Origin of the sequence: Paenibacillus sp. FSL H7-0918 (genome assembly GCF_038007025.1) — a bacterium.
In the GTDB taxonomy this organism is placed as follows: domain Bacteria; phylum Bacillota; class Bacilli; order Paenibacillales; family Paenibacillaceae; genus Paenibacillus_AQ; species Paenibacillus_AQ odorifer.
This window is the reverse complement of the sequence record NZ_JBBOWJ010000005.1, coordinates 137,026-162,181: the sequence shown is the minus strand read 5'-3', so window position 1 is coordinate 162,181 and position 25,156 is coordinate 137,026. Positions and strand designations below refer to the sequence as shown.

Genomic DNA, 25,156 nt, shown 5'->3' with positions numbered 1-25,156 from the left:
CTTGGCAGCTAACCAAGGATTAAAGATTGCAGTTATCGGTGGAGGTTCTTCGTATACCCCAGAATTAGTAGAGGGATTCATTCTTCACTATAAAGAACTTCCCGTGCGCGAATTATGGCTTGTAGATATTGAGCCTGGTCTTCGCAAGCTGAATATTGTAGGTAACTTGGCAAAACGTATGGTGGAGAAATCAGGCCTTCCGATTGAGGTTCATCTGACAACAGACCGCCGTAAAGCGATCGAAGGCGCCGATTTCGTCAGCACCCAGATGCGTGTCGGCATGCTTGATGCCCGTGCTCGTGATGAGTCGATTCCGCTCAAATATGGCGTTATTGGCCAAGAAACAACAGGTCCTGGGGGAATGATGAAAGCACTGCGCACCATCCCTGTTATTCTGGATGTATGCCGTGATATCGAGGAACTGGCTCCTAACGCATGGCTGCTCAATTTCACTAACCCTGCTGGGATGGTCACCGAAGCCGTTCTGAAATATTCTAAGGTAAAAAGTATTGGCCTGTGCAACGCACCTATCGGCCTGATCAAGCAAGTCTCTGCCAAATATAATGTAGCAGCAGACCGTGTATATGCCGAATTTGTGGGCCTCAACCACTTGCACTGGATTACTCGTATCGATGTTGAAGGTGAAGACAAGCTGGACGATATGCTTGCAGATACAACCAGCTACAGCGCTAAGAACGTACCAGCAAGAGAATGGAACCCGGAATTCCTGCAATCCCTTCATGCACTGCCCTCATACTATTTAAAATATTTCTATATGACCGATGCCATGCTCGAAGAGCAGATAGAATCCCATAAACAAGGCATTAACCGTGCTGAAGTCGTTAAACGTGTAGAAGAAGAGCTCTTCGAGCTTTATGGCAATCTAGAGCTAAGCGAGAAGCCGAAGCAGCTGGAACAGCGCGGCGGTGCTTTTTACTCAGAAGCAGCTGTTAATCTCATGAGATCGCTCCATAACGGATCAAACGACATTCAGACCCTAAATGTCGCAAACCATGGCATATTGGACTTCCTGCCAGATGACGCCAGCATTGAAGTGAACTGCGTGGTCACTAAAAACGGCCCGCTACCACTGCCACTGACCAAAATTCCAACCATGGCTAAAGGACTCATTCATGCTGTCAAAACCTATGAACAGCTGGCGATTGACGCCGCTGTAACCGGAGACCGCGCCCTTGCCCTTCAGGCGCTCGCACATCACCCGCTTGTTCCGTCCGTGGACGTAGCGATTCGGATGCTGGACGAAATGCTGGAAGCTAATAAAGAATTCCTGCCGAACTTTTTTGCGAATTAATTCATACCTCCTATCGAGAAATAACTAAAAGAGACCGAACCCGGTCTCTTTTTTTGCGCTTGTTGCTGATACTCGCTACCGAAGCAAAAATGAATAAAGCATCTTGGTAATTTGCACTTAGCGAATTCGCTATCGGACACAGCTGACCTTAAAAGCGGCTTTTTCACATTTTTAGAGTGCTAGCGGACCCCATAGCCGTTATTAGCATGAAAACCACCCAATATAACCCCTTTCTAATTGAATAGCGGCGCTGGTGTCCGAAAACCTGCTTCAAAGGCTAAAAACTAGCAAATAACGTTATCTGGGTCCGCATGACTCGGCCGAAGATTGCACAGAAAATGTGTTCGGATATTTATAGAAGAACCAGAGATTACTGCGAGTTGTACCGATAATGAGATCTGCTGTCCATCAGTTCACTGCTGCCAGATTTGCCAACGACCCACAACGCAAAAAAACGATCCCTGTTACTGGAGGAACGCTTTTTTGTTTCTACTCCAATGGGCTCCCAGCATTTCCACCATTATCATCCACTCATTTATTGCTGCGCTCTCAGCGTATTTCTTGCATTACCTGTTCAATGCCAAAGCGAATATCCGGCTCTTTTACACTGGATACATTGAGCTTTAGAATCTTCTCTTTATTAAAAGAGGGCAGATACCCGCTGTCCGCCATTTCGATGCGAATGAACTTTTTTTGCAGACGTTTGATCATCTGTTCTGTCTTTATGCTGTCACTAAGCTTCAGATACGTATGCACACCAAGCTGGCCGGTTGGATGGTAGGAATAATGCTGTGCTGTCGCTGTATCTAACTCTCTCATAATCGATTCATGGAGCAGCGTGGATCTTTTTTCGTAGCAGGAACGCATCTTTTTTCGGTGGCGCTCGAACATTCCGCTTTTCAGATACAACTCCAGGGCAGCCTGAGACAGCATAGAGCTATCTATATCCATCAGTCTTTTGAATCGGTTAAAAGAGTCACACAGGACCGCTGGCAGTACCGCGACACCGACACGTAGACCCGGAAATATAATTTTGGAAAAGCTTTTTAAATAGATCACATGGGAAGCATCGTCATAAGCGTAGATCGGATCCTCTTTTGCATCCTGCTCCAAGTCCGCCATGTAGTCATCTTCAACGATATACACATCGTATTTAGCTGCTAGCTGAGCAATCGCCTTCTTCTGGGTACGGGTATAGGAGACGCCGAGCGGATTATGAAATCGCGGGACGGTATAAAAGAACTTGAACTGGCCTGTCTTAAATAACCGCTCTAATTCATTCAAGTCCACCCCAGCATCCGAACGCTTTATTCCCTCTGTCTCAATGCCATACGTCTTCAGATATTCCATAAAAAGCGGATAACCCGGCTGCTCAATTAGCACTCGCTGCCTGCCATTCGGAAAAGGAATTCGGGTCAATACGCCAAGCGCCTGCTGCACACCTGAGGTAATAAAAATCTGATCCGGATTGGCAAATACCTGATAAGAAGCCAGATGCCGCTGCATTTCACGAATAAGAGAAGGAAGCCCCTGCGGCGTTCCATAGATGAACAAGTCATTGCGGTACATATCAATCGCTTTATTAATACAATGTTGGAAATCCAGATACGGAAAAATATCCGGGTCGGGTGCAGACACCGTAAAATCGATCCAATGTGCACCTTCGTCTTTTCGCTGTCCGCTTCGTTTCATGACATAATAACCACTTTTTGAGGCGGCATAGATTAAATGTTTGTCCTGAAGATCCTGCAACGCGCGAATAACCGTACTTTTACTACATCCATAACGTAAGGACAACTCCCGGATAGACGGTAATTTATCTCCCTCACGATACGCATCCTCGGCAATTTGCGCTTCCAGCTTGTTGATTAACTCCGAATACTTATACATCCCTTTCACCTTCCTCCAAGCTTATTCTGTACCGGTACAGATGAATAATAATTACATTGTAGCACAGCTACTCTAGCCTTAGAATAAAGAGCAGAACAGGACCGGTACCTAAATGCGCGCAACACTTTGGAGGTCTTTACTAATGAATACATCTTCTACTCAAAAAGCGATAGCAGCAGCTGTCATGAATGCTATTATCGTCGGGTTTTCCTTTATATTTGTAAAAATGGCCCTAACCGTCTCGGATCCTTTTGATACGCTAGCTCATCGCTTCACGTTATCTTTCCTTGCCGCTTCTTTATTTACTTTTCCAGGGTGGGGGCGGGTGAAGTTTGGAATATCCAAGGCCGCAGTGATAATCCCACTGGCTTTAATGTATCCAGCGTTATATTTCACCCTTCAGGCGTATGGACTTTTGTATACAACTTCCGCTGTAGCGGGTATTATTCAGGCGACAATGCCCATCTTCACCATCCTTTTGGCGGCGATGTTCTTGAAGGAAACCACGAGCAGCTTCCAAAAGATCTCTACATTAATCTCAGTTGCAGGCATTATTCTTATCTTTGCCATTCCAGGTTTGAGTATCTCTTCTTCTAGTCTTTGGGGCGTCTTACTCATCCTAATCTCAGCTTTATCCCTTGCTGGTTATAATGTTGCAGCTCGAAAGCTGACACGTACTTGGAGTCCCAAAGAACTTACCTATATGATTACTTTGTTCGGATTTATATTTTTTAATGGACTGTCGATCATTAAGCATGGTTCGGCAGGAACCTTGGGTCAGTATTTCACACCTTTTCAAGAGCCAAAATTTATATTCTCCATGCTCTATCTCGGCGTACTCTCCTCCCTCGTAACCTCCTTCCTCTCCAACTATGCTTTATCACGGATGGAAGCTTCACGCGTGAGCATTTTCGGCAGTCTTTCAACAGTTGTCTCTATTCTCGGTGGTGTACTTCTGCTGAATGAGCAACTGGAATGGTACCATTGGACCGGTACAGTGATGATCATCGCCGGGGTGATCGGTGTGAACTGGCGGAAGCAAGTAAGGGCCACAGGCAAAGCGTGAAGATTGATATGCATACAAAAAAGACACCCCGCGAGGTGTCTTTTATCTTTACCCTTTTCAGTATCTCTATTCTGTAGCAAGCCTCGCTAATCGCTGTTATTTGGCTGTTTCAAGCTCCTTGATTTTCTCTTTATATTGATCCAGCAGATTAGCTAAAGCTTCCTTGATCACAGTCGCATCTTTGGATTTAGCGGCACTATTCAGATCATCTTGGGCTTTGAAAAAAGCTTTATCCGCGTCGCTAAGATCTGGAATGGAAATAGCAATTGAAGTCGCGTCTACAGCTTTAATTGAAGTAGTGATATTGCTATCTACCTGCATATCATCGACTACAGGTATTACTTCAAGGTTACGACCAGCTTCAATATATCCTGCAGGTAGAGCTTCGGTGGATAGTATTTCTTTAGATAATTGAACTCCCTCCACCAGTTCCGCAGGCACAAGCTCGGCAAGTGCGGTTATACTAAATCCAGCAACCTTATAATACTGATCCAAGGTGTTCTTCCAATCTTCTTGGGTATTAGGTGCGTAGGTCTTAGCCAACTCTAGGGGATTTACCCAATCAATAGTGGTTACTTTAGTGGCAATTGTTCCTTTAGAGGCAGCAGTAACCACGGCTGCAGCCGTTGTTTTCGTGTTTCCGTCTTGCGCTCCACTTGCTGCGTTCGTTGCAGACGGTGCAGCAACGGCGGACACTAGCAGGGCGGACAGCGCTAACTTTTTAAATAACATCTGTTGATTCATAAATACAACACTCCTCGTCGATTCGAATGATCTTACAAGACCAAGCTTACATAATGGGTGTGGCAGAACATTGGTTAATTTGTGGAAAAACGATGGCAGCCGCCCCTACCCACCTCTGGATTGATATACTTGTAGGAGAATAATCTGGAGGTAACCCGAAATGAATAATCCATATCTCATTGCCGTAGTCGACGATGATGAACATATACGCAATCTTGTTGAAGCTTATTTACAAAAAGAAAACTACCACACCATCGGCCTTGGCAGCGCTGAGGAAGCATGGACCTTGTGGCAGACTAGCCCCCCGGATATGTGGGTACTCGACGTTATGCTCCCCGGCATGGATGGTTATGAGTTCTGTAAAAGGATTCGTAACGAAGCCGAAGTACCGATCATTATGATCTCCGCAAGAGATAATGAAGTGGATAAAATATTAGGATTGGAGCTTGGCAGTGACGATTATCTAGTCAAGCCGTTCAGCCCTCGTGAATTAGTCGCCCGGATCAAACGGCAGCTTCAACGCTGGTACAAAATGAGTAATCAGGCCGAAAAATTGAATAGTCAGACCACTTCCACCCGTCTTGAAATCGACCAGCTTCTACTATTGCCGGAAGAAAGACGTGTATTCTGGTGTGGTGAAGAGGTAGACTTGACCAGCAAGGAATTCACCATGCTAAAAGTATTCGCTGATGCCCCTAACCGGGCATTTACAAGAGATGAGCTGCTGAGCTATGTGTGGGGAGACGACTATTTTGGAAGTGATCGCGCCGTGGATCATCTCATTAAACGGATGCGCAAAAAACTGGAGCATTTGCCCATTGAGGCTGTATGGGGACACGGATACCGCATGAGAACAGATGGGGGTGAGCATACGAATGAAACTAGCACATCAGATTAATTTAGCCTTTAGTATTGCATTGGTATTGCTACTATCTATTACTGCAGTCGTGATCCATTTTGTACTACTCAACCATTTTGTCGGAACACAAAAAGAGGATTTAAGAACCATTGGTGCGGCGATGTCAGTTACATTGACTGAAGAAAGTAAATACATCGGGGAGATTGGCACTCAGCTGGAAGCTCTGCCGGTGACCTTACCTTCTCTAAGCACTGCAGGCGTCGAAGCCATTCTTAGCGATGAGACAGGAAAAGTCTTGTCCACATCATCAGAGATGAGTTCAATTGCAATAAACTATGATGCCAAGAGTGTCACAGGCCAAGCCACTGAGCTCCAGAACATTTGGAATGGAACAGATACACGGTATATTACTGAAGTGAAGGCTACACCTATAGGCACGCTAACTCTACTAACCCCTATGAGCGCAGTCACTGCTATTGAACAAGCTTTGCTCAAAAGACTGCTGATCGTTTTCAGCGCAGCGGGAGCATTTATGTTCCTATTTGGCCTATTTATCACCAAGAAGCTGATTCAACCTCTAATGAGGCTGCAACAAGAACTCCGCAAAGTCAAAGAACGGCACTTCTCAGATGTTAAATTAATTAAAGCTGGTGGAGAGCTTGGATCTGTCGCTCAATCGGTATATGACATGGCAGATGAATTAAATCGTTTCAACCATGTGCAGAAACAATTTTTCCAGAATGCGTCTCATGAATTAAAAACTCCCTTAATGTCCATTTCCGGCTACGCTGAAGGGATTAAGGATGGTGTTTTTGAAGGTGAGAATGTAGTAAAAGGGCTAGACATTATCATGAGCGAAAGCAGCCGCTTGAAGAAGCTCGTGTCCGAAATGACTTTACTTGCGAAGCTAGACAGCGAGGAAGATATATTCAAGCCTACGGTTATTTGTTTAAAAGATCTACTGACAGAAACCATCGAACGAATGAACCCTCTATTAATGAAAAAAGAATTAACCCTCCATATCTCCCACGATCATCAAGATTCTCTTACGATCCGTGCGGATAGGGATAAGCTGCTACAGGCGCTTCTTAATGTAGTTTCCAATGCAGCACGTTATGCTAATCAACATATCTATATCCATGTTTCAGTCAAGGAGGGCCGGGCTCTGTTATCCGTAAGTGACGATGGCCCTGGAATTTCGGACGATCTGCTTCCCTATCTCTTCCATCGTTTTGTAAAAGGAAAAGACGGAGAATCCGGACTTGGACTGGCTATTTCCCGCGCAATCATCGAGCGTTGTGGAGGTCAGATCAGCGCAGGCAACCGAAGAAATGGCGGTGCGGTAATCTCGATGGGGTTTCCTTTATAAATATCCATAAGAGGCTGTCTCAAAAGTAGTGAACTCTACTTGGGGCAGCTTCTTTTTTATGGAATAGAAAAGTAATGGATTTTACTGTGCCATATGACTATATACCACGCGTAGTGTTCTCTGATATTGGGTTGGGCGGTGGGCGGTGGGTGGTTGGACGGTTCGATGGTGGCGGTGGACGGTGGGTGGTTGGAAGGTTGGATGGTAGGCAGTTGGGCGGTGAGCGGTGAACGATATATTAGGTGAGTTTTTCATACGGCTTGCGGTAGGGTTTAAACTAATTAGGGAAAAACTCCCTGAAAATAGCCGATATTCGCTCTAAATGCACGAAATCAGGAATTTCCTCCCTAATAAATAGGGGATTTCTTAATTAGTTACTAAATCGGCCGAAAATCAGGTAAGTTTTCCCTAATTATAAGTCTGATGAACAGAAATCTCTGGATTTCAGGGAGAAATTCCCTAATTACTCTATAAATACTTCACCTATTGCATCACTTGCAGCATCACTTGGAGCGACACATGAATCATCAACTGCTCATCACTTGGTGCGCCGCTTAATTCAATCGCTCAACATGTACATAAGAGCTGGAATAGGCCTCATCAGCTACTAAAACGTTCATCATCACCCTCTATATTCATATTGGTAAATGATGCCGTTTCTACTTCATGGTAAATATAGCTACTATTTTGGGTAATATATAGTCGAAGTAACAATTACACCTTACCTCTGATAAGAGTTAGATACTACATTTTTTTCACAAAAAGGAGATACCAACATGAGCAGACTTGCAGGAAAAGTAGCTATTATTACTGGTGGAGCAGGCGGTATTGGTAAAGGGATGGCCCTGGCTTTTGTTAAAGAAGGCGCTAAGGTAGCTATTATTGACCTCAATGAAGAAACCGGCAAAGAAACAATTAAAGAATTACAAGAATATCAACCTGAATCTATCTTTATTCAAGCGAACCTCAAGGAACACGATAAAATAGCTCACCTTGCTAAACAAGTAGCTGATAAATTTGGAAAAATAGATATTTTAGTAAACAATGCCCACGCATCCAGAATGAAATCTATCGAAGAAACTACACAGGCTGATTTCGATTTATCTTTTGATACAGGCTTCTATCCAACCTTCTATTTCATGCAAGCAGCACTACCGTATTTAAAAGAAGCACAAGGTAAAATTATTAATTTTGCATCGGGCGCTGGCCTCAACGGGGATACCAATCAAGGAACATATGCTGCTGCAAAAGAAGCCATCCGTGGAATTACCCGGGTAGCCGCTAATGAATTTGGTCCATTTGGTATCAACGTAAACATCATTGCTCCAATTGCTAATTCCCCTGGCATGATTGAATGGGCAGAAGCAAACCCTGAGTATTACCAAAACATGATTTCAAAAATACCTTTGAGAAGATTGGGTGAACTGGAAAGTGATATTGGTCGTGTTGCGGTATTCCTAGCGAGTGAAGATTCCGATTATATTACGGGCCAGACTATCATGGTAGATGGCGGGTCTATTAAGCTTCGTTAATTTCAAGCAGATACTCGACTTAAAATGAATAAATTTGATGCTAAATAAATAAGCCGGAAGTGAACATCGTAAAATGTTCGCTTCCGGCTTTACTACTTTCTATTTAATCGTGATTTCGTCCACATATACGGTAGCACTACCTACTGGATCAGTTGCTGTGGTCATGACTTGAACGCCAATCGCTTGGGTCAAATTACGATCCGCTACCTTGCTGATATCCAGTGTTATTGTAGTAAATCCATTGGCATCTACTGGTGTAGCCGTAGAAGCAGTCCATGTTCCCCAGCTTGAGCCACTTTGGGTAAACAGCTGAGCCATTACACCGCTAACATCGCTTGCATCAATAGGTACAACCTTGATTTTAAGCGTAATTGTTGATGCATTCGCTAAGTTGGTAACCACCATACGACGCAGCTGGAATTGCCCTCCATTCAATGTTAAGTCCGCTTGCATCGAATGAGTTCCCTCAGCATACACAGCATTGCTCACCGATAGATTCTGAGCCAGCGCTGTATTATATTTATTATTTTCATCCACATTGATGCTGAAGCCTTGCAGTGTATTGTCCTCGAAGCCATAGACGACAGCTTCAGGTGCGGTACCATTCTTCAGGGTCCGAACATCATCCAGATACAGCGTAGAAGTTCCCGTACCACTGAATCCCTCGAGCTTGATACCTATGGCTTTTACACTATTAAGATCTGCAATACCTGCCAAGTTGAGCGAAACCGTAGTAAATCCGCTCGAATCTACTTTCACAGCTCCACTGTCAGCCCAAGACCAGGTTGATCCCGTCTTAATATACAAACGTGCATCCGCTGTTCCGTTCGACAGTTTAATTTGTGCGCTTAATTTATCAACCGCGCTCAGATCCAGACTGCCATTTTTGGTGAGCTCAAAAGCTCCATCTGAATCGAGTGAGAACAAAGTGCTTAACGAATGAGTTCCCTCAGCAGCCTCATCAGTCGAGATTACCGCCGCGCTTGCACTCGCATTATTTTGCTCTACTGTCCAGTCCTGAGTATCTTTTTCGAAACCATACAACAGCTTCGCCTGTTCTGGCGTGCTGCCAGGGCCTTCGCCCCCATTAGGAACGCCACCCGTTCCATCATTAAACGCTGCAATATCGTCGAAGTACAGCGTACCAGACGTACTTGCTACTATGTCCTTTTTATTTACGTAGATAGACACTGCCCGAATGTCCTTAAGGTTCTCTTTAGTGATTACTTTACCGGCATTTCCTGTATCCCATGGCGCTGGAGCGAACTGGCTGAATGGAATTTCCACCAAGCCAGGTGTCGTACCTGCCAGTGAAGGATAAGCTTCAAAAGAAATGCCGCTTGCATTGACCTGAATAACAAGCTTGTGGTCGCTGCCATCAGGTGCAATCCAGAGCTTCAATTTGTTGGCGTCCGACCAGTCGGCATTATTCATGTTTTTGGTACGACCTGTATAACCTTGGCCATCCACATTATAATCGAATCTCAGGCCATACTTGCCATCATTTTTATGGTCCGCATCAAGTGAGATCGTATTTAGATCACCCGCAGGACTTAATGCCGCACGAAGTAATTCATCATTCCCTTTGTAATTCTCAAAAGTATCTACAATCAATGGGTCCCCATTGCCCTCTACGTCACTTACAAAGATTTGGATCGTTTGTGAAAGTACAGAACCATCCTTTGCATAGGACTTAACAGTAAGCATCACGCCAGTTTCGTCGAAGGCTACACCTGGTGTCCAATCTGCCAAGTAATAGAAACCTTCTGCGTCAGCTGCCATGCTGTACTCTGTTGTGTCATCCCCAATCAGGTAGGTTACTTTATCTACGTCCTGATTCAACACACGAACACGAAGGGTCGATGCTTTTGTCGTGGGCACTGTTTGGTTTGCCGTTGGTGAGGCAATGTGTAAAAAAGGTTGCTCGGTTTCTGTAGTTACCTGTTTCGAATACGCATCCGCAATAGCCACTTCATGGCTGAAGCTTGTATACGGATCATTATAATAGTCTACAAAATCAGGGAGCAGTTCATGATCCCCTAGCCCGTTTGGAGCATTTCTATAAGGGACAAAGATAGAATCTGTATTGAAATTCGCCCAAGTCTGCATGTACGCCATCCGTTTAGCATCCGGATCAGACTGCAGTGCAGCGATTAGCTTGGTAAAGAATTTCAGGTCCTTCGTTCCAGTTGGCTTCACACCCGAATAACCGAACTCAGTAAATGCTGCGATTTTCCCCTTATCATCCGCCAGCTTCGAGATCAGCTTAGCATCCTTCACGACTGAATCAAACCAACCCTCAGTGGTTCCGTCATAATAATTATCGAAGCCAAGGATATCGACATAGTCATCTCCCGGATACGTCTCAAGGAATGTCGCATCTGTGCCGTTAAATGGACTTCCCGGTGAGAACGCATATAAGAAGTTATGCACATCTTTTTTGTCCCTTAAGTATTCAACGGTATAACGATAAATTTCAGCATACTGCTCCTTCGTACGGTAAGGCGCACCCCACCAGAACCAGCCACCATTTTGCTCGTGGAATGGACGGAAAATGACTGGAATAGCTTTACCATCATCATCTTTTAAGTTATTCGCAAAGTCCGCAATCATATCCAGGAATGCATTAAACTCTGCATGTTTGTCACCGCCGGGTAATATATGCGTAAGCACATTCCCTTTGGTGTCATAAAAGTCCTTTCCTGTGACGAAGTTCGGCATATGCGAGCTTAAAGTAAGCACGCCGCCTTTTTCATAAGCAGATTTCATCACGCCGATTAATTTATCACGATTCTCCAGCTGGGTTGCGCCTAGATCGCCTGGTTTCTCAAAACCTTCAAGACTAAGCGTATCCCAGCCGAACAGCCCCGGAAGGTCGCCTACTGCATTCTCGACCTCAGACTGCGTTCCGTCCTTTTCAGTAATAGAAAGTCCTTCTGTAGTAGCATGCTGATGTCCAAACAAGATCTCACTGCCGCGGATATCCTGTAAATAGGCGAATAGCGATCTAGTCTCACTACTTGCACCAACATCCGCTAAATTCTCGATACGTCCCACAGGACCCGTCGGGTCTGTCGGTGTCGGTGTTGCTGTTGCTGTCGGTGTCGCTGTTGGTGTCGGTGTTTCCGTTGGTATTGGTGTCGCTGTAGGTGCCGCGGTTGGATTAGTCGGACCTACCGGCGTTGTTGATGAGCCTGATGCCGAGGTAGGCGCTGGGGTAGTCGTTGCTACAGGACCTTGATTGCCTTTGATAATGACAATTGTGCCAGGAGCAATGGGCTTACCGTTCAACGTTACTCCTGTTGCTTTAACGTCCGCTTTTGCAATGTCGCCCTGACCGGAAAGGGTGGTTCCAGTCGCTTTGACAGCTACGTTTAGATTAGCAATCGATGCGCCTTCACCTAGGATCAGCCCCACAGTTCTATTTAGAATTGCCGTGGTGATCATCGTCCCAGATCCAAACTCCAGTCTTGCTAGACTATCTACCGTTAGCTGAGAAACTTGGGTCGTACCACTCGTGAGGACACGAACCTCACCCTCTTTACGATTTATATTTACTTTGCCTAATGAGCTATTCTTAATAAGAATGGAGTTTATCCCGCCACCTGCAATAAATGTGGTGCCCGTAACCTTAATACCCTCAAGGGTCACTTCGCCGTTACCGATCCCAGCAGTTAGATACAGGTTTCCGTTTATCGTTGCATTTTTTAACACAACACCATCCTGATTAACGACTACATTCCCAGAAACTATTCCTCCTTCAAAGCTTCCAGATTGCGAGTAATAACTCTTCACTATTTTATTAATTAACGTTATAACTTCGGCACGGGTGATCCTTCCAAGCGGCTTAAAGGTTCCATCCTCATACCCTGTAATCAAACCTGAGAGCGCATGAACTGCATCCTTAGCATAAGCCTGAATCTGAGTGGAATCACTAAATCCACTCATCGATGAAGCGCTTTCAGTAGCTTGAAGAGTAAATATCCGAGCCAACATCGTCACCGCATCCTGACGCGTTATATAATCAGTAGCTTGTGCTTTATTCTCTGAGTAGCCTTCATAATACCCAGCATATCGTGCCAACGAAAGCTGATCTGCATACCAATCGGTCGCTTTTACATCGGAAAAAGATTGATCTGACTTCATATAGAAACCAAATACCTTATTCAAGATCGTAGCAAACTCAGCTCTTGTAATTCCTTCATTGGGATGAAAAGAACCATCCAGATACCCGTTTAATACGCCATTTTCTACCCACTTCGCAATATTTTGTTGTGCCCAGTGACCCTGTGTATCACCGAATCCCACAGTCGATGGCGCTGCTGCTGCAGAAATTACAGAGGGGAAAGGAGACATTATCATTGCACAGGCAAGTATACTCCCCAGCCACTTTTTCGCTTTTTTCATTCCTAATTCTCCTTCGAAAATGAATGGATTTGATAATAAGAATAGCCAACCAGCTGTTATGAACCCAATAACTATCTGTCCTTATAGAAGACAATTACAGACCTACTCGCTAACTATTCACCTCCACATATTCAGCTTCGTTATTAATAACAAACACTAACAAAATATTCTTATTTCGTTAGATATTTCGGTATATGCAAGATTATAGCGGTTACATTGGCATAAAACAATCTAAATATTCCCTTTTGTTATAATTATTTTATTGTTTACGTTAGTATTAATGTTAGTAATTCCGAAAATATATAACAAAATTAAATTTAATATAACAAAAACAGACACCCCGCAGGAGTGCCTCCCAATAATCATATAGAAGAGATCCGATTCATTTATCATGTTTTATTGGTGGCACGGAAACACAGATGTACCTTCCCGCACCTCTTTCGTCAGATCGTCCATAGTGACAAGATTACGTGTAGTTCCGAGAACGATAATGACATAATACGATTGCCCACTTGAATCCTCGAGCACTACCTGATAACCCGACCCTCCAAATAAGGGTTTGCAAATCGTTGCAACTCTCAGCGACGCACTTTCCGTGTACTCTTTGCGCACATAATCCATTCCAAGGCTTCCTGCCGACTGCTTGTTCTGACGCTCCGAATTTCCGTGAATTACTGCTATTATTACCGCTCCAATAATTATGATAATAAGGACTAGATAACCTAAATGTTTTTTTCTCATCTTTCCTCCTTATTACATAGAGTACAATTAGCATAGCAACGGAACGATTAGCAATAATCTCGTTTCCGTAGACACCCTATCCCGTGATTAAGTATGCCAAAGCCGATACCTATAAGCAAAATTTTACCACTACTCTACTTCAAAAGCTTAACCTATATAAAAACAAAAGGCACCCCCAAGGGCGCCTTCATTATCACTGCATATTAGTTGTGCTAGTTATTTATAAGACTCTGCCAGCGAGTTCGCCACCACTATCGCATTGTACACATCTTCCGGAGTAACCGGGAACGGCATATTGCCCATTGTGTCTCCTTCTGCACAAGCAGCTTCAGCAACTTGGCGCCATTCGGATTCGATAAATTCCGTGCACCCCAGATCGGCGAGGGTTAGCGGAAGATCTACATCCTTGATAAGCTTAATGACAGTTTCCAGCTCCTCATTTGAGGCATTTTCCAGTACTAACTGGGCTAAAAGACCAAACGTAACCTTTTCACCATGCTGAGCTTTGTGTAGTGAAGGAACGGCTGTCATCCCATTATGGATAGCATGCGCGGCAGCCAGACCACCAGATTCAGCACCCACACCACTTAGATAAATTGTCGCTTCAATGGTCTCCTCCACCGCGCGTGTATAGAGCTTCTGATCAACCGCACGTTTTGCTTTTACCGCATTCTTAAGTAGAGCTTCATAACAAAGTCTTGATATACCTAGACCCGTTGTAGAAGGTTTCATGAGTACGAGATTGTCGCCATTAGAGGCATAACAAGCACGGGCTTCAAAATAAGTAGCCAGTGCGTCGCCAATTCCAGCTGCGAAAAAACGGGAAGGCGCTGAAGCTAAAATCGCTGTATCCGCCAAGACCACATCCGGATTACTTGGGAGGAATAAGTATTGATCAAATGAACCATCTTTATTATAAATGACAGCCAGCGCTGTACATGGTGCATCAGTAGATGCAATCGTCGGAAAAATAACTACAGGCAGCTTCTCATAATACGCAGTAGCTTTGGCAGTGTCCAGTGTTTTACCTCCACCGATACCGACGATGATATTCGCCCCAGCTTTACGGGCAAGTTCCCGATTACGATTAATCTCTTCCTGAGTACATTCATAATTGAATTTTTCAAAAGTAGCCTTATTCCCCGCACCTTCGATGGAACTCCCCGCCTCTTTCTTAGCACGTTCCAAAATGAACTCATCACAGATCACATAGGCATGATCGCCAAACGCCTTAATATACTCATTCAGATCTGACAGTAAGTTATGGCCGGAGATAAATTTCTTTGGTGAAGTAACGGATCTAACGAAATGTGACATTGTGCAAGACTCCTTGTTGTGTGTTTTAGTAAGCATAAAGACGCAATTCCTACATATTATTACCCCGCTACCCAAGAAATACTCAAGCTGCATTCTCCAGAGGCACTCATCAGAGCATGCAAAAAAGACACCCATCAGGGTGTCCTTTGATTTTTTATATCTATTATATAACACGATGCTGAACCCATTTCTTGCCCATAAATCGCCGCAGGAAAATCAAACCTCTGATCCCCCACTCACAATTCATCGCCAGCCAAACGCCGAGTATACCAAAGTTCAGAACAATACCTAAGATGTATCCGAGCACTACACGGAACAGCCACATCGTAAGCATTGAAACCATGGAGGTAAACTTGGAATCCCCTGCTGCTCTAAGCGCCGAAGGTGTAATAAAGCTTATGGACCATAACGGAATTTGCGCAATCGTATTGATGAGCACAATCAGGAAGATATCACCCACAATCTCAGCAGGAGGATGGAACATTGACACTAATGGATTGAAAAAAGGCATAATCAGCAACCCCATCACCACCAGGGAAAGAGAAGAGGCGACAAGGAATGATTTAATAAATTTTCGAGCATCCTTAACATTATTGCTTCCCATACATTGTCCCACCACTGTAATAATCGTCAAGGACAACGCATTCCCCGGGATTTGCATAATCCCTGCAAAGGAGGAGGCAATCGCATTAGTCGCAAGTGCATACGTACCCAGACTAACGATGAAGATCTGAGTCAGAATTTTACCACCATTAAAGAACATCTGCTCTGCCGCAAACGGCATCCCGATGAACATTATTTTTTTCAGCATAGACAGCTTAACCGCTACAAGATCGCGAATACGGATATGCAGATCGTTGTCCAATCGGAATAGATAATAAAGTGCGCAGAACGCCCCCAGGTATCTAGCTATATTTATAGAAATGGTCATCCCCAGAACACCCATATGCAACAGGTTAATAAAGACGAGATTCAATAAGACATAAGTTAAATTCATAATTAGCGAAAGTACAAGCGAGGCCCTCGTTCTACCAATTCCACGAAGAGCACCACATACCGCTTCCACAACAGCTATACCAAGATAAGAGATACAGCTCCCGATTAAATATATTCGGGCGTTCTCCATAACCTCCGGTGAGGCCGCTCCAAATAGTAAATTCAACAGCGGATTGTGAAAAAGAATTCCGAACATCCCAATAGCAAATGCCATCAGCGAAACAGATGACGTAGCACCTGCCGTAGCTTTTGACACCATGAGGTCATTGCCGCTCCCTTTATACTGCGCAACAACAACCGTCCCACCTGTTGAGACGGCAATAAACACACTAATGAGAAAAATATTAAGAGAATCTATCATATTGACCGCACTGATAGCTGCCACACCAGACGAGCTTATCATAGCTGTATTCACTAGATTAAGACCCACCACAAAGGCCTGATCCACTAGGATAGGGATGAATAAAGCAATCATCTGACGATAATCTATCGATTCACCAGAGAAATACTTTTCTAGAAACCGCACACTTTGCTTCGTATTTACACCTACATTAGGCTCCATCTTTGCTTCACTTCTTTTACATAGAGTTTGTCAAATTGAATTATGCGTATAAATAGAAAAAGGCTCTTCAGGTTGAAGAGCGATTCAAAAGTATTGCCTGTTTATATGCACTTAGGTATGCGGTCGAGAGGACTCGAACCTCCACGGGGGTTAGCCCACACGGACCTGAACCGTGCGCGTCTGCCAATTCCGCCACGACCGCACAAGATATAAAAAAATACAGTGCAGAATATAAGTTAACATGATTTCACAGAAAGAGCAACAACAAATTTAACAAGTAAAAGCGTCTTCGGTGCCCTTGTAAGGGCAGTAAGCGTTTAAGGGAAGACTATAAGAGTATTGGTGTCACTTATACTTTCTTATATTTAAAAAAAGTGTATCGGTGCCCTCAAGAGGATCATCGATACACTTTTAGTTAGAACAATAGAATTATGATGCTTGTCCAAGCATGCGATAGATGATAACCGCTGCTTGAGCGCGATTAGCTATACCCTTAGGTGCAAATTTCCCACCATCAACACCGTTGACGATTCCCAATTGAGTTAGCTGTGCGATAGCCTCTTGTGCATAAGGAGCAATACTGGATTTGTCTGCAAACTTACCCAATGCTGCATTTTTATCAATCGGCTGTAGTTTGTCTTTCAGTGCGTTAGCAACCATAATGGCCATCTCTTCACGAGTCACTTCACGACCCGGTTCAAATTTGCCATTTCCAGAGCCTTGTACAAGTCCAGCCTTCACCGCAAGGGCGATAGAATCCGAGTACCAAACTCCTTGTTTAACATCATTGAACGAACTGGTTGTTGCTGAACCCGTAAGATTCAGTGCGCGTACCAGCATCGTAACGAACTCTGCTCTAGTCACTGTTTTGGTTGGCGCAAAAGTATTTGCATCCAGACCTTTCAGAATGCCCTTAGCAGCCAATGCTTCAATAGCTTCTTGCGCCCAAGCTACCTTGCCCAGATCCTTGAAGTTTGCTGCTGGCGCAGTAGTTGGTGCAGGTGTTGCCGTTGGTGCTGTTGATGGTGCTGGTGTTGCTGTTGGTTTCGCGGTTGGAGTAGGCGTTGGAGTTACACCGGTAGAACCGCCTCCACTGCCACTGCCACTGCCTGATCCCGAATCAGCCTTTAATTTATTAATAATACGACCTTCAATGGCTGCTTTAATCTCTTTGCCATTAAACGTTTTTACAATGTAGTCGTAGAACACGTCCAAATCAATAGGTCCAGCCAATGAATCACTAGCTTGAGTCAGAACCTTGTAGTTATCTCCACCCGCAGCCATAAAGTTATTTACTACTGCTGTATATTTCTGCGTAGGATTAATTGGTGATCCATCAGTTAGTGTGAGGCTCGCAATACGATCGGCTACTGGCAGATACATATTCGCTGTATATTTCAGTCCGGAAATTTGCAGCGTTTTGATATCTGGTGTTCCATCAGCTTTTACATTCCATTGCTGTTGCAGCAATGTTTTGATTTGCGCTCCGGTTAGTGTCAGCTTCACAAGCGTGTTGCCGAATGGCTGAATTTTAGCCAGATCGCCGAAGGTTACAGGACCTTTCGGAAGGTCCGCACGGATACCGCCTGGATTCATAAAGGCGAAATCGGCAGCTTTTGCACCATCGCCGAAGTCAGCATTACGCATAGAGTCAGCAATCAGATTACCAAGTGCAGCCTCATTATTGTAAGCATCGGTACGAGTGATAGTTCCGTCCGTTGTACCCACTGGTTGAGTGAGCTCAGGATGCTTCTCAAGGTAAGCATTAACCAGTGCCACACTTTCCGGATCTGGTGTTACCCCATCATGGAAGGTGGAAGTTACCACAGCAGACTTGTCCTTCACATCACCTGTTTTAGGATCAATGATCAACTTGATATCCTCAAATGCTGTACCGTAAGAATAAGCTTGTACAATCAGCTTGCCGTTTACTGTTCCATTTGCAAGTGCATGGTTATCACCAGCAACGATAACATCAACAGGGGATTCCGCAGGAAGCGCATTGGCTAGATCAGCCGCTTCACCTGTAGTCACACCATCTTTGGTTGTTGCAGGATCATGTGCAAGCACGATAATCGTCTCAACACCTTTAGATTGAAGCTCCTTAGCGTATTTCTCAACAGCCGCCACTTCCTCTTCAGGCGTGAGGAAATGCACGCCAGCCGTACCGGAAGGTGCCACCTTACTTGGTGTGGATTTCGTTACAAGACCAATAAAGCCGATCTTCACACCGCCTACTTCTTTGATTACATAAGGATTAATAATTGGCTCGCCAGTTTTGGCATCCACTGCATTCGCATTAACATAATCAAAGTTTGTACCCTTGTGGGTAACGTTGCTATCCTTAGGGTCCACTCCGCCGTTCAATTGTGTCATCAGTGCATCGACACCTTGGTCAAATTCATGGTTTCCTAGGGAGCCCACATCAAATCTCATCAAGTTCATCCACTCAATCGTCGGCTCATCGCGCTCAAGTGAAGATACTGGAGCAGATGCACCTACGGAATCTCCGTTATGGAAGAGTAGAGAATTATCGTATTTAGCCTGTGCTTCTTTCAGATAAGTCGCAAGAATAGCGGCTGTTCCCACGTTCTTATTGTTTACGACAGACACCGTATCCAGTTGACCGTGGAAATCATTAATTCCAAGAAGGTGAACTTCTACGTCCTTAGCTGGTAGAGCCAATTCATAAATACTAAATCCCTTAATATCTTTTTCACCAGTGTCCTTAATGTTGGCCGGCATAACTTTCGCCGCTTCTGGTGACGAAGTAAACGTGAGATTTACGTCATCCGAAAGTGGAGCCAAAGACCAGTTGCCATCCGCAGAAGGATCTATTGTACCTACTTCTTTGATGTAGTCCATAAGGATCTGGCGATTCTCATCTTGGGAATCGACTAGAATCTCCGAACCCTTCACACCTGGGAAATTCCCTCCGCCACTTGCACGGTAGTTGTTAGTTACAACAATAAAGTCTTGGTTAGGATCCAACGTTTTTCCTTTATACGTAATTTGCTTCACACGACTCGATGAAGCATCGTTAATCACACCGGTAGGACTATATTTTGCAGGTTTGGTTACATCAATTGTGTACTTAATGCCATCAATAACATCGAAGTTATAAACAGCAAACTCCCCATTCAGCAAGCTTTGTGGAGCTGTGATGTCTTCTTTGATGGTATTAAACGCACCCGCACTCATTTCAACCCATTCCTTAACAACAGAACCTTTAACTTTAATAGCTTTCAGCGTGTTGTCATACAAATACAAGTCACTTGCACTACGAATAGTCAGTGGACCTTTCTCAATACTCGTGTACTCTGAAGGACCGTTACGCCCAGCCTTGAAAGGAGCACCTACACTGAGAATCGGAAGATTTTTATACTGTGGAAGATTGGTATCAATATACTTCTCCACATACCACTTCTGGGCATTGGTAACAATCTGCACGGTAGGGTCGTCCTGAACCATTGCAAAATAGCTGTTCATCGGAGCGGTAGTAACACCTAGCTCTTGACCTGTATAGTCAATAGTAGCTTGGTGATCTGCTGCAACAGCAGCATCAACAGCAGCATCCGGTATAGCATTGGCTATGGAGCGGGTTGAGGCAATGGATTTATCTTTATCCACTTCCCATTTTCCGCCTACTTCCACCAATTTGAGATCAATCAGGCCCAAGTAACCCCCACCATAACCCGCTTGCACGGCTGGAGTCCCGTTAATGTGGCCGTAAACATTATCAACAACAGATTGAGCGTTATTATACGCCTGCCCTGTTAATGGATCCTTGAAAGAAGCGTCAAGGGATTTATTATCAACTGTTGGGAACACCTTGTGAGTGTGTGAGAAAGTAATCGCATCAATGCCGTCAACCTTACTTAAAAGATTGATAGCATTCTCTGCACCAGTACCTGCAACTGCAGTTGCATCGAAGCCGGTATGTGCCATTGCTACGATTACATCGACACCCTCACTCTTCATGATAGGAACATATTTTTCTGCTGTTTCAGCAATGTCCTTAGCAATGACTTTGCCTTCCAGATTAACCTTGTCCCATTCCATAATCTGCGGGGTCACAAGACCAAGCACACCGACTTTAATATCCCGGAGCTGGTTATCGCTGTCCACTATTTTTTTATCAAGAATGACATAAGGTTCAAAAGCATTTACGTCATTATCTGGATTACCATCTTTATCATCAATATATATATTGGCATTTACATAGGGGAAGTCCGCACCACTCAATGGGTTATTAGCACTGCCCTTAATAGTCCGATTTAAGAATTCCAGCCCATAATTGAATTCATGATTACCAAAAGTCGCAACATCATATTCCATAATATTCATAGCCGCAATCATAGGGTGTAGCTTAGTCTCTGATTCTACTAAATTACTTTCATTCGCGATGTAAGTACCCAATGGCGTACCTTGAATCAAGTCCCCATTGTCGAGCAGAAGATTATTATCAGGATATTCGCTCCTAGCATAAGTAACCAACGTAGCTGTCCGATCGAGTCCTACAGTTGTAGAAGCCGCATTCTTAAAATAGTCCCAGCCGTAGACATTGGTGTGCACGTCCGTCGTGCTCATCAGCCGGAGTTTGGCTGTGGCTGCGGATGCTGCTTCAGCTTTATCTGTACCCCAAGCTGCACCCAAACCAATACCTCCAAACACCTGCAAAGAAAGCACTGCAGTTGCTAATACAGAAGCAATCGGCTTATTCCATCGTGTCTTCCATCCCATAATAATATTAGTCCTCCCTATCATTTTCACATAATTTCTGTGATATTATATCACACAAACATAACCAATTATCATATAATTGTAAAAATAATATAAAACAATGTTAAATATAATAACATAAGAAGAAAGACCTAGACTTATGAATCCGTTTTTATAGGTCAAGAGTCAATAGATGCAAAAAGAACACATCTTCACCAGATGTGTCCTAAAAACAATCCTATATAAAGTCTAGAAAAGTCGAATCTATGTCCGGCACTACTTTTTACCCATTCATAGCAGTAATCCCAAAACAGATTGCAGTTATTAAAGATAAGGGTGTCATCACAAGTTTTTCTCTCATGCTCCTCGACAATAAGTTCATTATAGTATTAAGCATTAAATAGACGGCAAAAAAATAACATACCCTTCTATCAAAAGGTAATCCAATAGAGATCACATTCCCTGCCTGCAATAAGTACAGGATGGCAACTAGCTGTATCACTACTGAAACTCCACACGCGACTCTCATTTGTGAAGGCATAATTCTATGTCTTCCTCCCATTGCAAATTCCCCATAAGGCAATCCCAGAGACAGCAGTATATAAAGAATCACTGCTCCCAAAAAAGTAATACTCCCAATCCATGCTGATATCAAGTTTTCACTCCTCCATAATTTATTTATCGCACATTAAATTATATGAGTGTAATGAATTATTATGGGCATCAACACAAGTGGTAGCTCTTTCACCCAAATATTTTTTTATGATGAACTAGCACAAGCAACACAAAAATATCTGAGTAATATAGAAGTAAATAGACCAATGAGGTGATCCACAAATGGCAAATACAACGAAGATTCGCAAACGTGCTGAACAGCTGAAAGGTAGACCCGTGTGCATTACGTTACATGATGGACGTACGTATATAGGATGGATAACCGGCCTCGATAAGAATGGACTGACCCTTTCCAAACCACGTAAAAACAAACACAGAAAATCAAAAAAACACTCTTCTTCCCGCTCCCGGAAAGCAAACGTATCAGGATTAATGCCCTTATTCGGCTCACTTTTCGGAATGGGTGGAGGCGCTCTAGGCTCCGCAGGAGCAGGGGCTGCCAGTTCTGGAGGCGGTGGTTTTGGCGGATTTGGCGGGTTCGGGGGAATCGGCAACTTTATTGGAATGGTACAAAAAACTATGCCGGTTATGAAGATGGGTTACAATATGATTAAATCTATTTCCCCCTTCCTTAACGGGCTAAAAGGATTAATGGGATAATCAAAAGACACCCCTCAAGGTGTCTTTTATTTTTGCTCATAATCTTATCAGGTTCTTTAACAATCTGCCTGCAGATCTTAACCGTGGACGTTTTAAATGCTCCTGTACATAACGATAATTCGTCAATTCAACCTTAGCATCACTGAGGGCATAGGTAAAATCATCATCAAAGGGCAACTTATACTCCCAAACTCGCTTACTCCAGTGCGGAATATTTGCTTGCATCCATGGATCGTCTATCCCGGGATGAATATAGGTCTCACTAACGCCATCCGGCAACGAATACAGCTTAGCAATAATAGATCTTTTAAACCTTTCATACGTCTCGCCTTCCTCTACACCAAAAGGATGCGATAGCAAATAGTCGGGAATCGGCACCCCAAACGTATCCGCCAGCCCTGCTCCAAGGGCAACTGGTCGTTCAATATTTTTCAGCGATGCCAAAAGCGGATCCTCAGCATGGATGTATCTGAAGAATCGTGAGGGCAATCCCCAGCGGGAAATTTTCCACAACGTCTGCGGAAGCAAGCTGCGTCCTGTTTCCATTCCGTATAAACTACCCATGTGGTTGTCTACATGGCTAATCACTATTCCCGACTGTTTCACTCGCTCGTACTGCGCATCTATCTCCTTTAGTACGGCTTTTGTCTGCGCCCCCTGTTCGAACTCTTTTACCGTCCTATATTGATGTCCGCTCTCGTCGTGAAGAGAAGCCTCCCCCGTCAGGCTCGCCCAGCGCAAAGCCTCAAATTCACTAGTCATCGTCAAGTGAAGTCCCACATTCCGTTGTTGCCTGCGACTACACCATGTAGCCGCCTCCTCAAAGCCAGGGGCCACCGCCATAATCGTTGCTGAGGATACCTTTTCCTCTTCCAGCAGATGTTTTATCGCCTGATTCATGGGGGGACTTTGCCCAAAATCATCACAATTGATGATTAATTTTTTGTTCATAGTCAGCCTCACCTCTCAAAGAGTCCATAAATGTAAATTTCATTGTGAAGGATATGACAACAGCTATGGCCAAAAGACATAATGGCACCACACTTATTAAATACCTAAATGTCGCTTCAGGATTGGACCCTGGGTCATCGCCGCCTTGATAGCCAAAGATCATACCTACAATGAAAAAAGCTAACGCAGAGATTAACCCGCTTGAACGAGTGATGAATCCGCTTACAGCCGTGTAGATTCCTTCTCTTCTCAGACCTGTTTTTTCCGCATCCTCATCAATAATCTTGCCACCTACTATTGCTGGGGTCACTAGAAATCCGGCTAATCCGAAACCGACAACTACGCCAGCAGCCACGCCACTTAAGAGGTCATAACCAAACCATAACGGAATTACCGATAACGCATATAAGATCAGTGATAACCGCCACGCCTTAACCCCGTCCATCTTACGAATCATCCAGTACCACACGAATACTAATGGAATGACCGAAACAAAAACAGCTGCGAGTAAAATCGATACCTGAGCCTCTGAGATATGAAGTACATATTTTGCATAAAAAGGAATCATCGAACTTACAAGTCCATTCACCGTTTGGGCAAAAGAGTTCGAAATATTAAACACCCAAAACTTTTTATTCCGAATGGTCTCCCGAAAAGCCGGAATCAACTTCAAGGGTTCCTGCTCTGTGGGCTCCTTCTTTTCTTGGACATTCATCATACATAAAAACATAAACACTCCAAAGAGACAGGCATACACTATAGCCATATAAGAGAAACCAATAGCTGCAAAAATAATTGGGGTTAAGGCAGTACCGATTAACAAAGCTACAACTTGATAGCCTTGCTGAATCGCAGAGGCTTTTGCCCGAATACGGTCTCCACGGAAGAGCTCCGGGAGTAACGCTCCATAATTCACCCATAACACAGTGGCGACAGCCTCATAGAAAATAAGTGTGACTAGAAACCAAGTGAACAATCCATTTTCAGATAATCCGCCGGGAGGGGAGAAAACCAGTACAAATGCCAGCATGAATAACGGAATTGAGCCAAACACCCATGGTCTGCGTCGACCCAAACGAGTATCTGTGCGATCTGACCAATAGCCGAATAACGGATTGTTTACCGCATCCCAGATCAGAAAGATGGTTCTGGCTAATGTAGCAAGTCCAATGCCCAATCCTAATTTTTCAACATAAAAGTAACTGTAAAATGAACTAAATGCCTGACTGGGAACCATCATCGCAAACATCCCTAAAGCAAAGGTGTACGGCGAATTGATCCATTTATGCTTCACTCACATACCTCCCCTATGGTAAAGATCCGGTTGTAATATATTACCATACCGAAGAGAGAACGCCATCAAATTTTTCCTTAGCAGAAACTACGGATAAAAAAAGAGGCCCCGCAGGCCAT

General features: G+C 44.1%; 16 protein-coding genes and 1 tRNA gene. 7 read left to right on the top strand and 10 right to left on the bottom strand.

All coding sequences use genetic code 11. The features are described 5' to 3' along the window. The first annotated feature begins 1 nt into the window (after nucleotide 1). Nucleotides 2-1,312: a 6-phospho-beta-glucosidase gene (locus MHI15_RS28175; RefSeq protein WP_076303199.1), complete on the top strand. Its 1,311-nt coding sequence runs from the start codon at nucleotides 2-4 to the stop codon at nucleotides 1,310-1,312. A gap of 549 nt (nucleotides 1,313-1,861) precedes the next feature. Here the strand turns inward: MHI15_RS28175 and MHI15_RS28170 are convergent. Beyond that, on the bottom strand, nucleotides 1,862-3,202 hold the full coding sequence (locus tag MHI15_RS28170; protein ID WP_341165160.1) for an aminotransferase-like domain-containing protein: 1,341 nt from the start codon (nucleotides 3,200-3,202) through the stop codon (nucleotides 1,862-1,864). A gap of 142 nt (nucleotides 3,203-3,344) precedes the next feature. Between MHI15_RS28170 and MHI15_RS28165 the strand changes: the two genes are divergently transcribed. Then, nucleotides 3,345-4,268, top strand: coding sequence for a DMT family transporter (locus MHI15_RS28165; RefSeq protein WP_341165159.1), 924 nt, complete (start codon nucleotides 3,345-3,347; stop codon nucleotides 4,266-4,268). A gap of 96 nt (nucleotides 4,269-4,364) precedes the next feature. Here the strand turns inward: MHI15_RS28165 and MHI15_RS28160 are convergent, their stop codons facing one another. Continuing rightward, entirely contained in the window at nucleotides 4,365-5,012 is a 648-nt protein-coding gene (locus tag MHI15_RS28160; RefSeq protein WP_312150771.1) for a hypothetical protein, read from the bottom strand. A 160-nt stretch (nucleotides 5,013-5,172) separates the two neighbouring features. Between MHI15_RS28160 and MHI15_RS28155 the strand changes: the two genes are divergently transcribed. The 4 genes from MHI15_RS28155 to MHI15_RS28140 all read left to right on the top strand — a co-directional run bounded on the left by MHI15_RS28155 (nucleotide 5,173) and on the right by MHI15_RS28140 (nucleotide 8,772). Further along, on the top strand, nucleotides 5,173-5,910 hold the full coding sequence (locus MHI15_RS28155) for a response regulator transcription factor (RefSeq protein WP_076126944.1): 738 nt from the start codon (nucleotides 5,173-5,175) through the stop codon (nucleotides 5,908-5,910). Continuing rightward, a complete protein-coding gene (locus MHI15_RS28150) occupies nucleotides 5,888-7,240 on the top strand; it encodes a sensor histidine kinase (RefSeq protein WP_076192593.1) in 1,353 nt (450 codons plus the stop codon). The genes MHI15_RS28155 and MHI15_RS28150 overlap by 23 nt, the downstream gene beginning before the upstream one ends. A 74-nt stretch (nucleotides 7,241-7,314) precedes the next feature. Next, nucleotides 7,315-7,470, top strand: a complete 156-nt coding sequence (locus MHI15_RS28145) for a hypothetical protein (protein WP_341165158.1) — start codon at nucleotides 7,315-7,317, stop codon at nucleotides 7,468-7,470. A 546-nt stretch (nucleotides 7,471-8,016) separates the two neighbouring features. Beyond that, on the top strand, nucleotides 8,017-8,772 hold the full coding sequence (locus tag MHI15_RS28140; protein ID WP_339189136.1) for an SDR family NAD(P)-dependent oxidoreductase: 756 nt from the start codon (nucleotides 8,017-8,019) through the stop codon (nucleotides 8,770-8,772). A 99-nt stretch (nucleotides 8,773-8,871) separates the two neighbouring features. Here MHI15_RS28140 and MHI15_RS28135 read toward each other — a convergent pair whose 3' ends face one another. From MHI15_RS28135 to MHI15_RS28110, 6 genes are all read right to left on the bottom strand, one after another. Beyond that, nucleotides 8,872-13,179: a glycosyl hydrolase gene (locus tag MHI15_RS28135; protein ID WP_341165157.1), complete on the bottom strand. Its 4,308-nt coding sequence runs from the start codon at nucleotides 13,177-13,179 to the stop codon at nucleotides 8,872-8,874. 396 nt (nucleotides 13,180-13,575) lie between these two features. After that, complete coding sequence (locus tag MHI15_RS28130) at nucleotides 13,576-13,920, bottom strand: hypothetical protein (protein WP_076126939.1); 345 nt, start codon at nucleotides 13,918-13,920, stop codon at nucleotides 13,576-13,578. Nucleotides 13,921-14,136: 216 nt separating this feature from the next. Beyond that, a complete protein-coding gene (locus MHI15_RS28125; protein ID WP_076101108.1) occupies nucleotides 14,137-15,237 on the bottom strand; it encodes a glycerol dehydrogenase in 1,101 nt (366 codons plus the stop codon). 163 nt (nucleotides 15,238-15,400) lie between these two features. Then, complete coding sequence (locus MHI15_RS28120) at nucleotides 15,401-16,795, bottom strand: MATE family efflux transporter (protein WP_076218289.1); 1,395 nt, start codon at nucleotides 16,793-16,795, stop codon at nucleotides 15,401-15,403. A gap of 118 nt (nucleotides 16,796-16,913) precedes the next feature. Beyond that, nucleotides 16,914-16,997: transfer RNA gene (locus MHI15_RS28115), tRNA-Leu, on the bottom strand. A gap of 227 nt (nucleotides 16,998-17,224) precedes the next feature. Beyond that, nucleotides 17,225-21,538: a bifunctional 2',3'-cyclic-nucleotide 2'-phosphodiesterase/3'-nucleotidase gene (locus MHI15_RS28110; protein WP_341165156.1), complete on the bottom strand. Its 4,314-nt coding sequence runs from the start codon at nucleotides 21,536-21,538 to the stop codon at nucleotides 17,225-17,227. Between the two features lie 816 nt (nucleotides 21,539-22,354). On the opposite strand from MHI15_RS28110, the gene MHI15_RS28105 reads away from it, so the two are divergent. Beyond that, nucleotides 22,355-22,792 (top strand): hypothetical protein, encoded by a 438-nt coding sequence (locus MHI15_RS28105; protein ID WP_076126935.1) that lies wholly within the window; start codon nucleotides 22,355-22,357, stop codon nucleotides 22,790-22,792. 36 nt (nucleotides 22,793-22,828) lie between these two features. On the opposite strand, the gene MHI15_RS28100 is transcribed toward MHI15_RS28105, so the two are convergent. Together MHI15_RS28100 and MHI15_RS28095 are read right to left on the bottom strand one after the other, a co-directional pair. After that, a complete protein-coding gene (locus MHI15_RS28100) occupies nucleotides 22,829-23,743 on the bottom strand; it encodes a polysaccharide deacetylase family protein (protein ID WP_076126933.1) in 915 nt (304 codons plus the stop codon). Continuing rightward, a complete protein-coding gene (locus tag MHI15_RS28095; protein WP_076306826.1) occupies nucleotides 23,715-25,037 on the bottom strand; it encodes an MFS transporter in 1,323 nt (440 codons plus the stop codon). The genes MHI15_RS28100 and MHI15_RS28095 overlap by 29 nt, the downstream gene beginning before the upstream one ends. Between the last annotated feature and the right edge of the window lie 119 nt (nucleotides 25,038-25,156).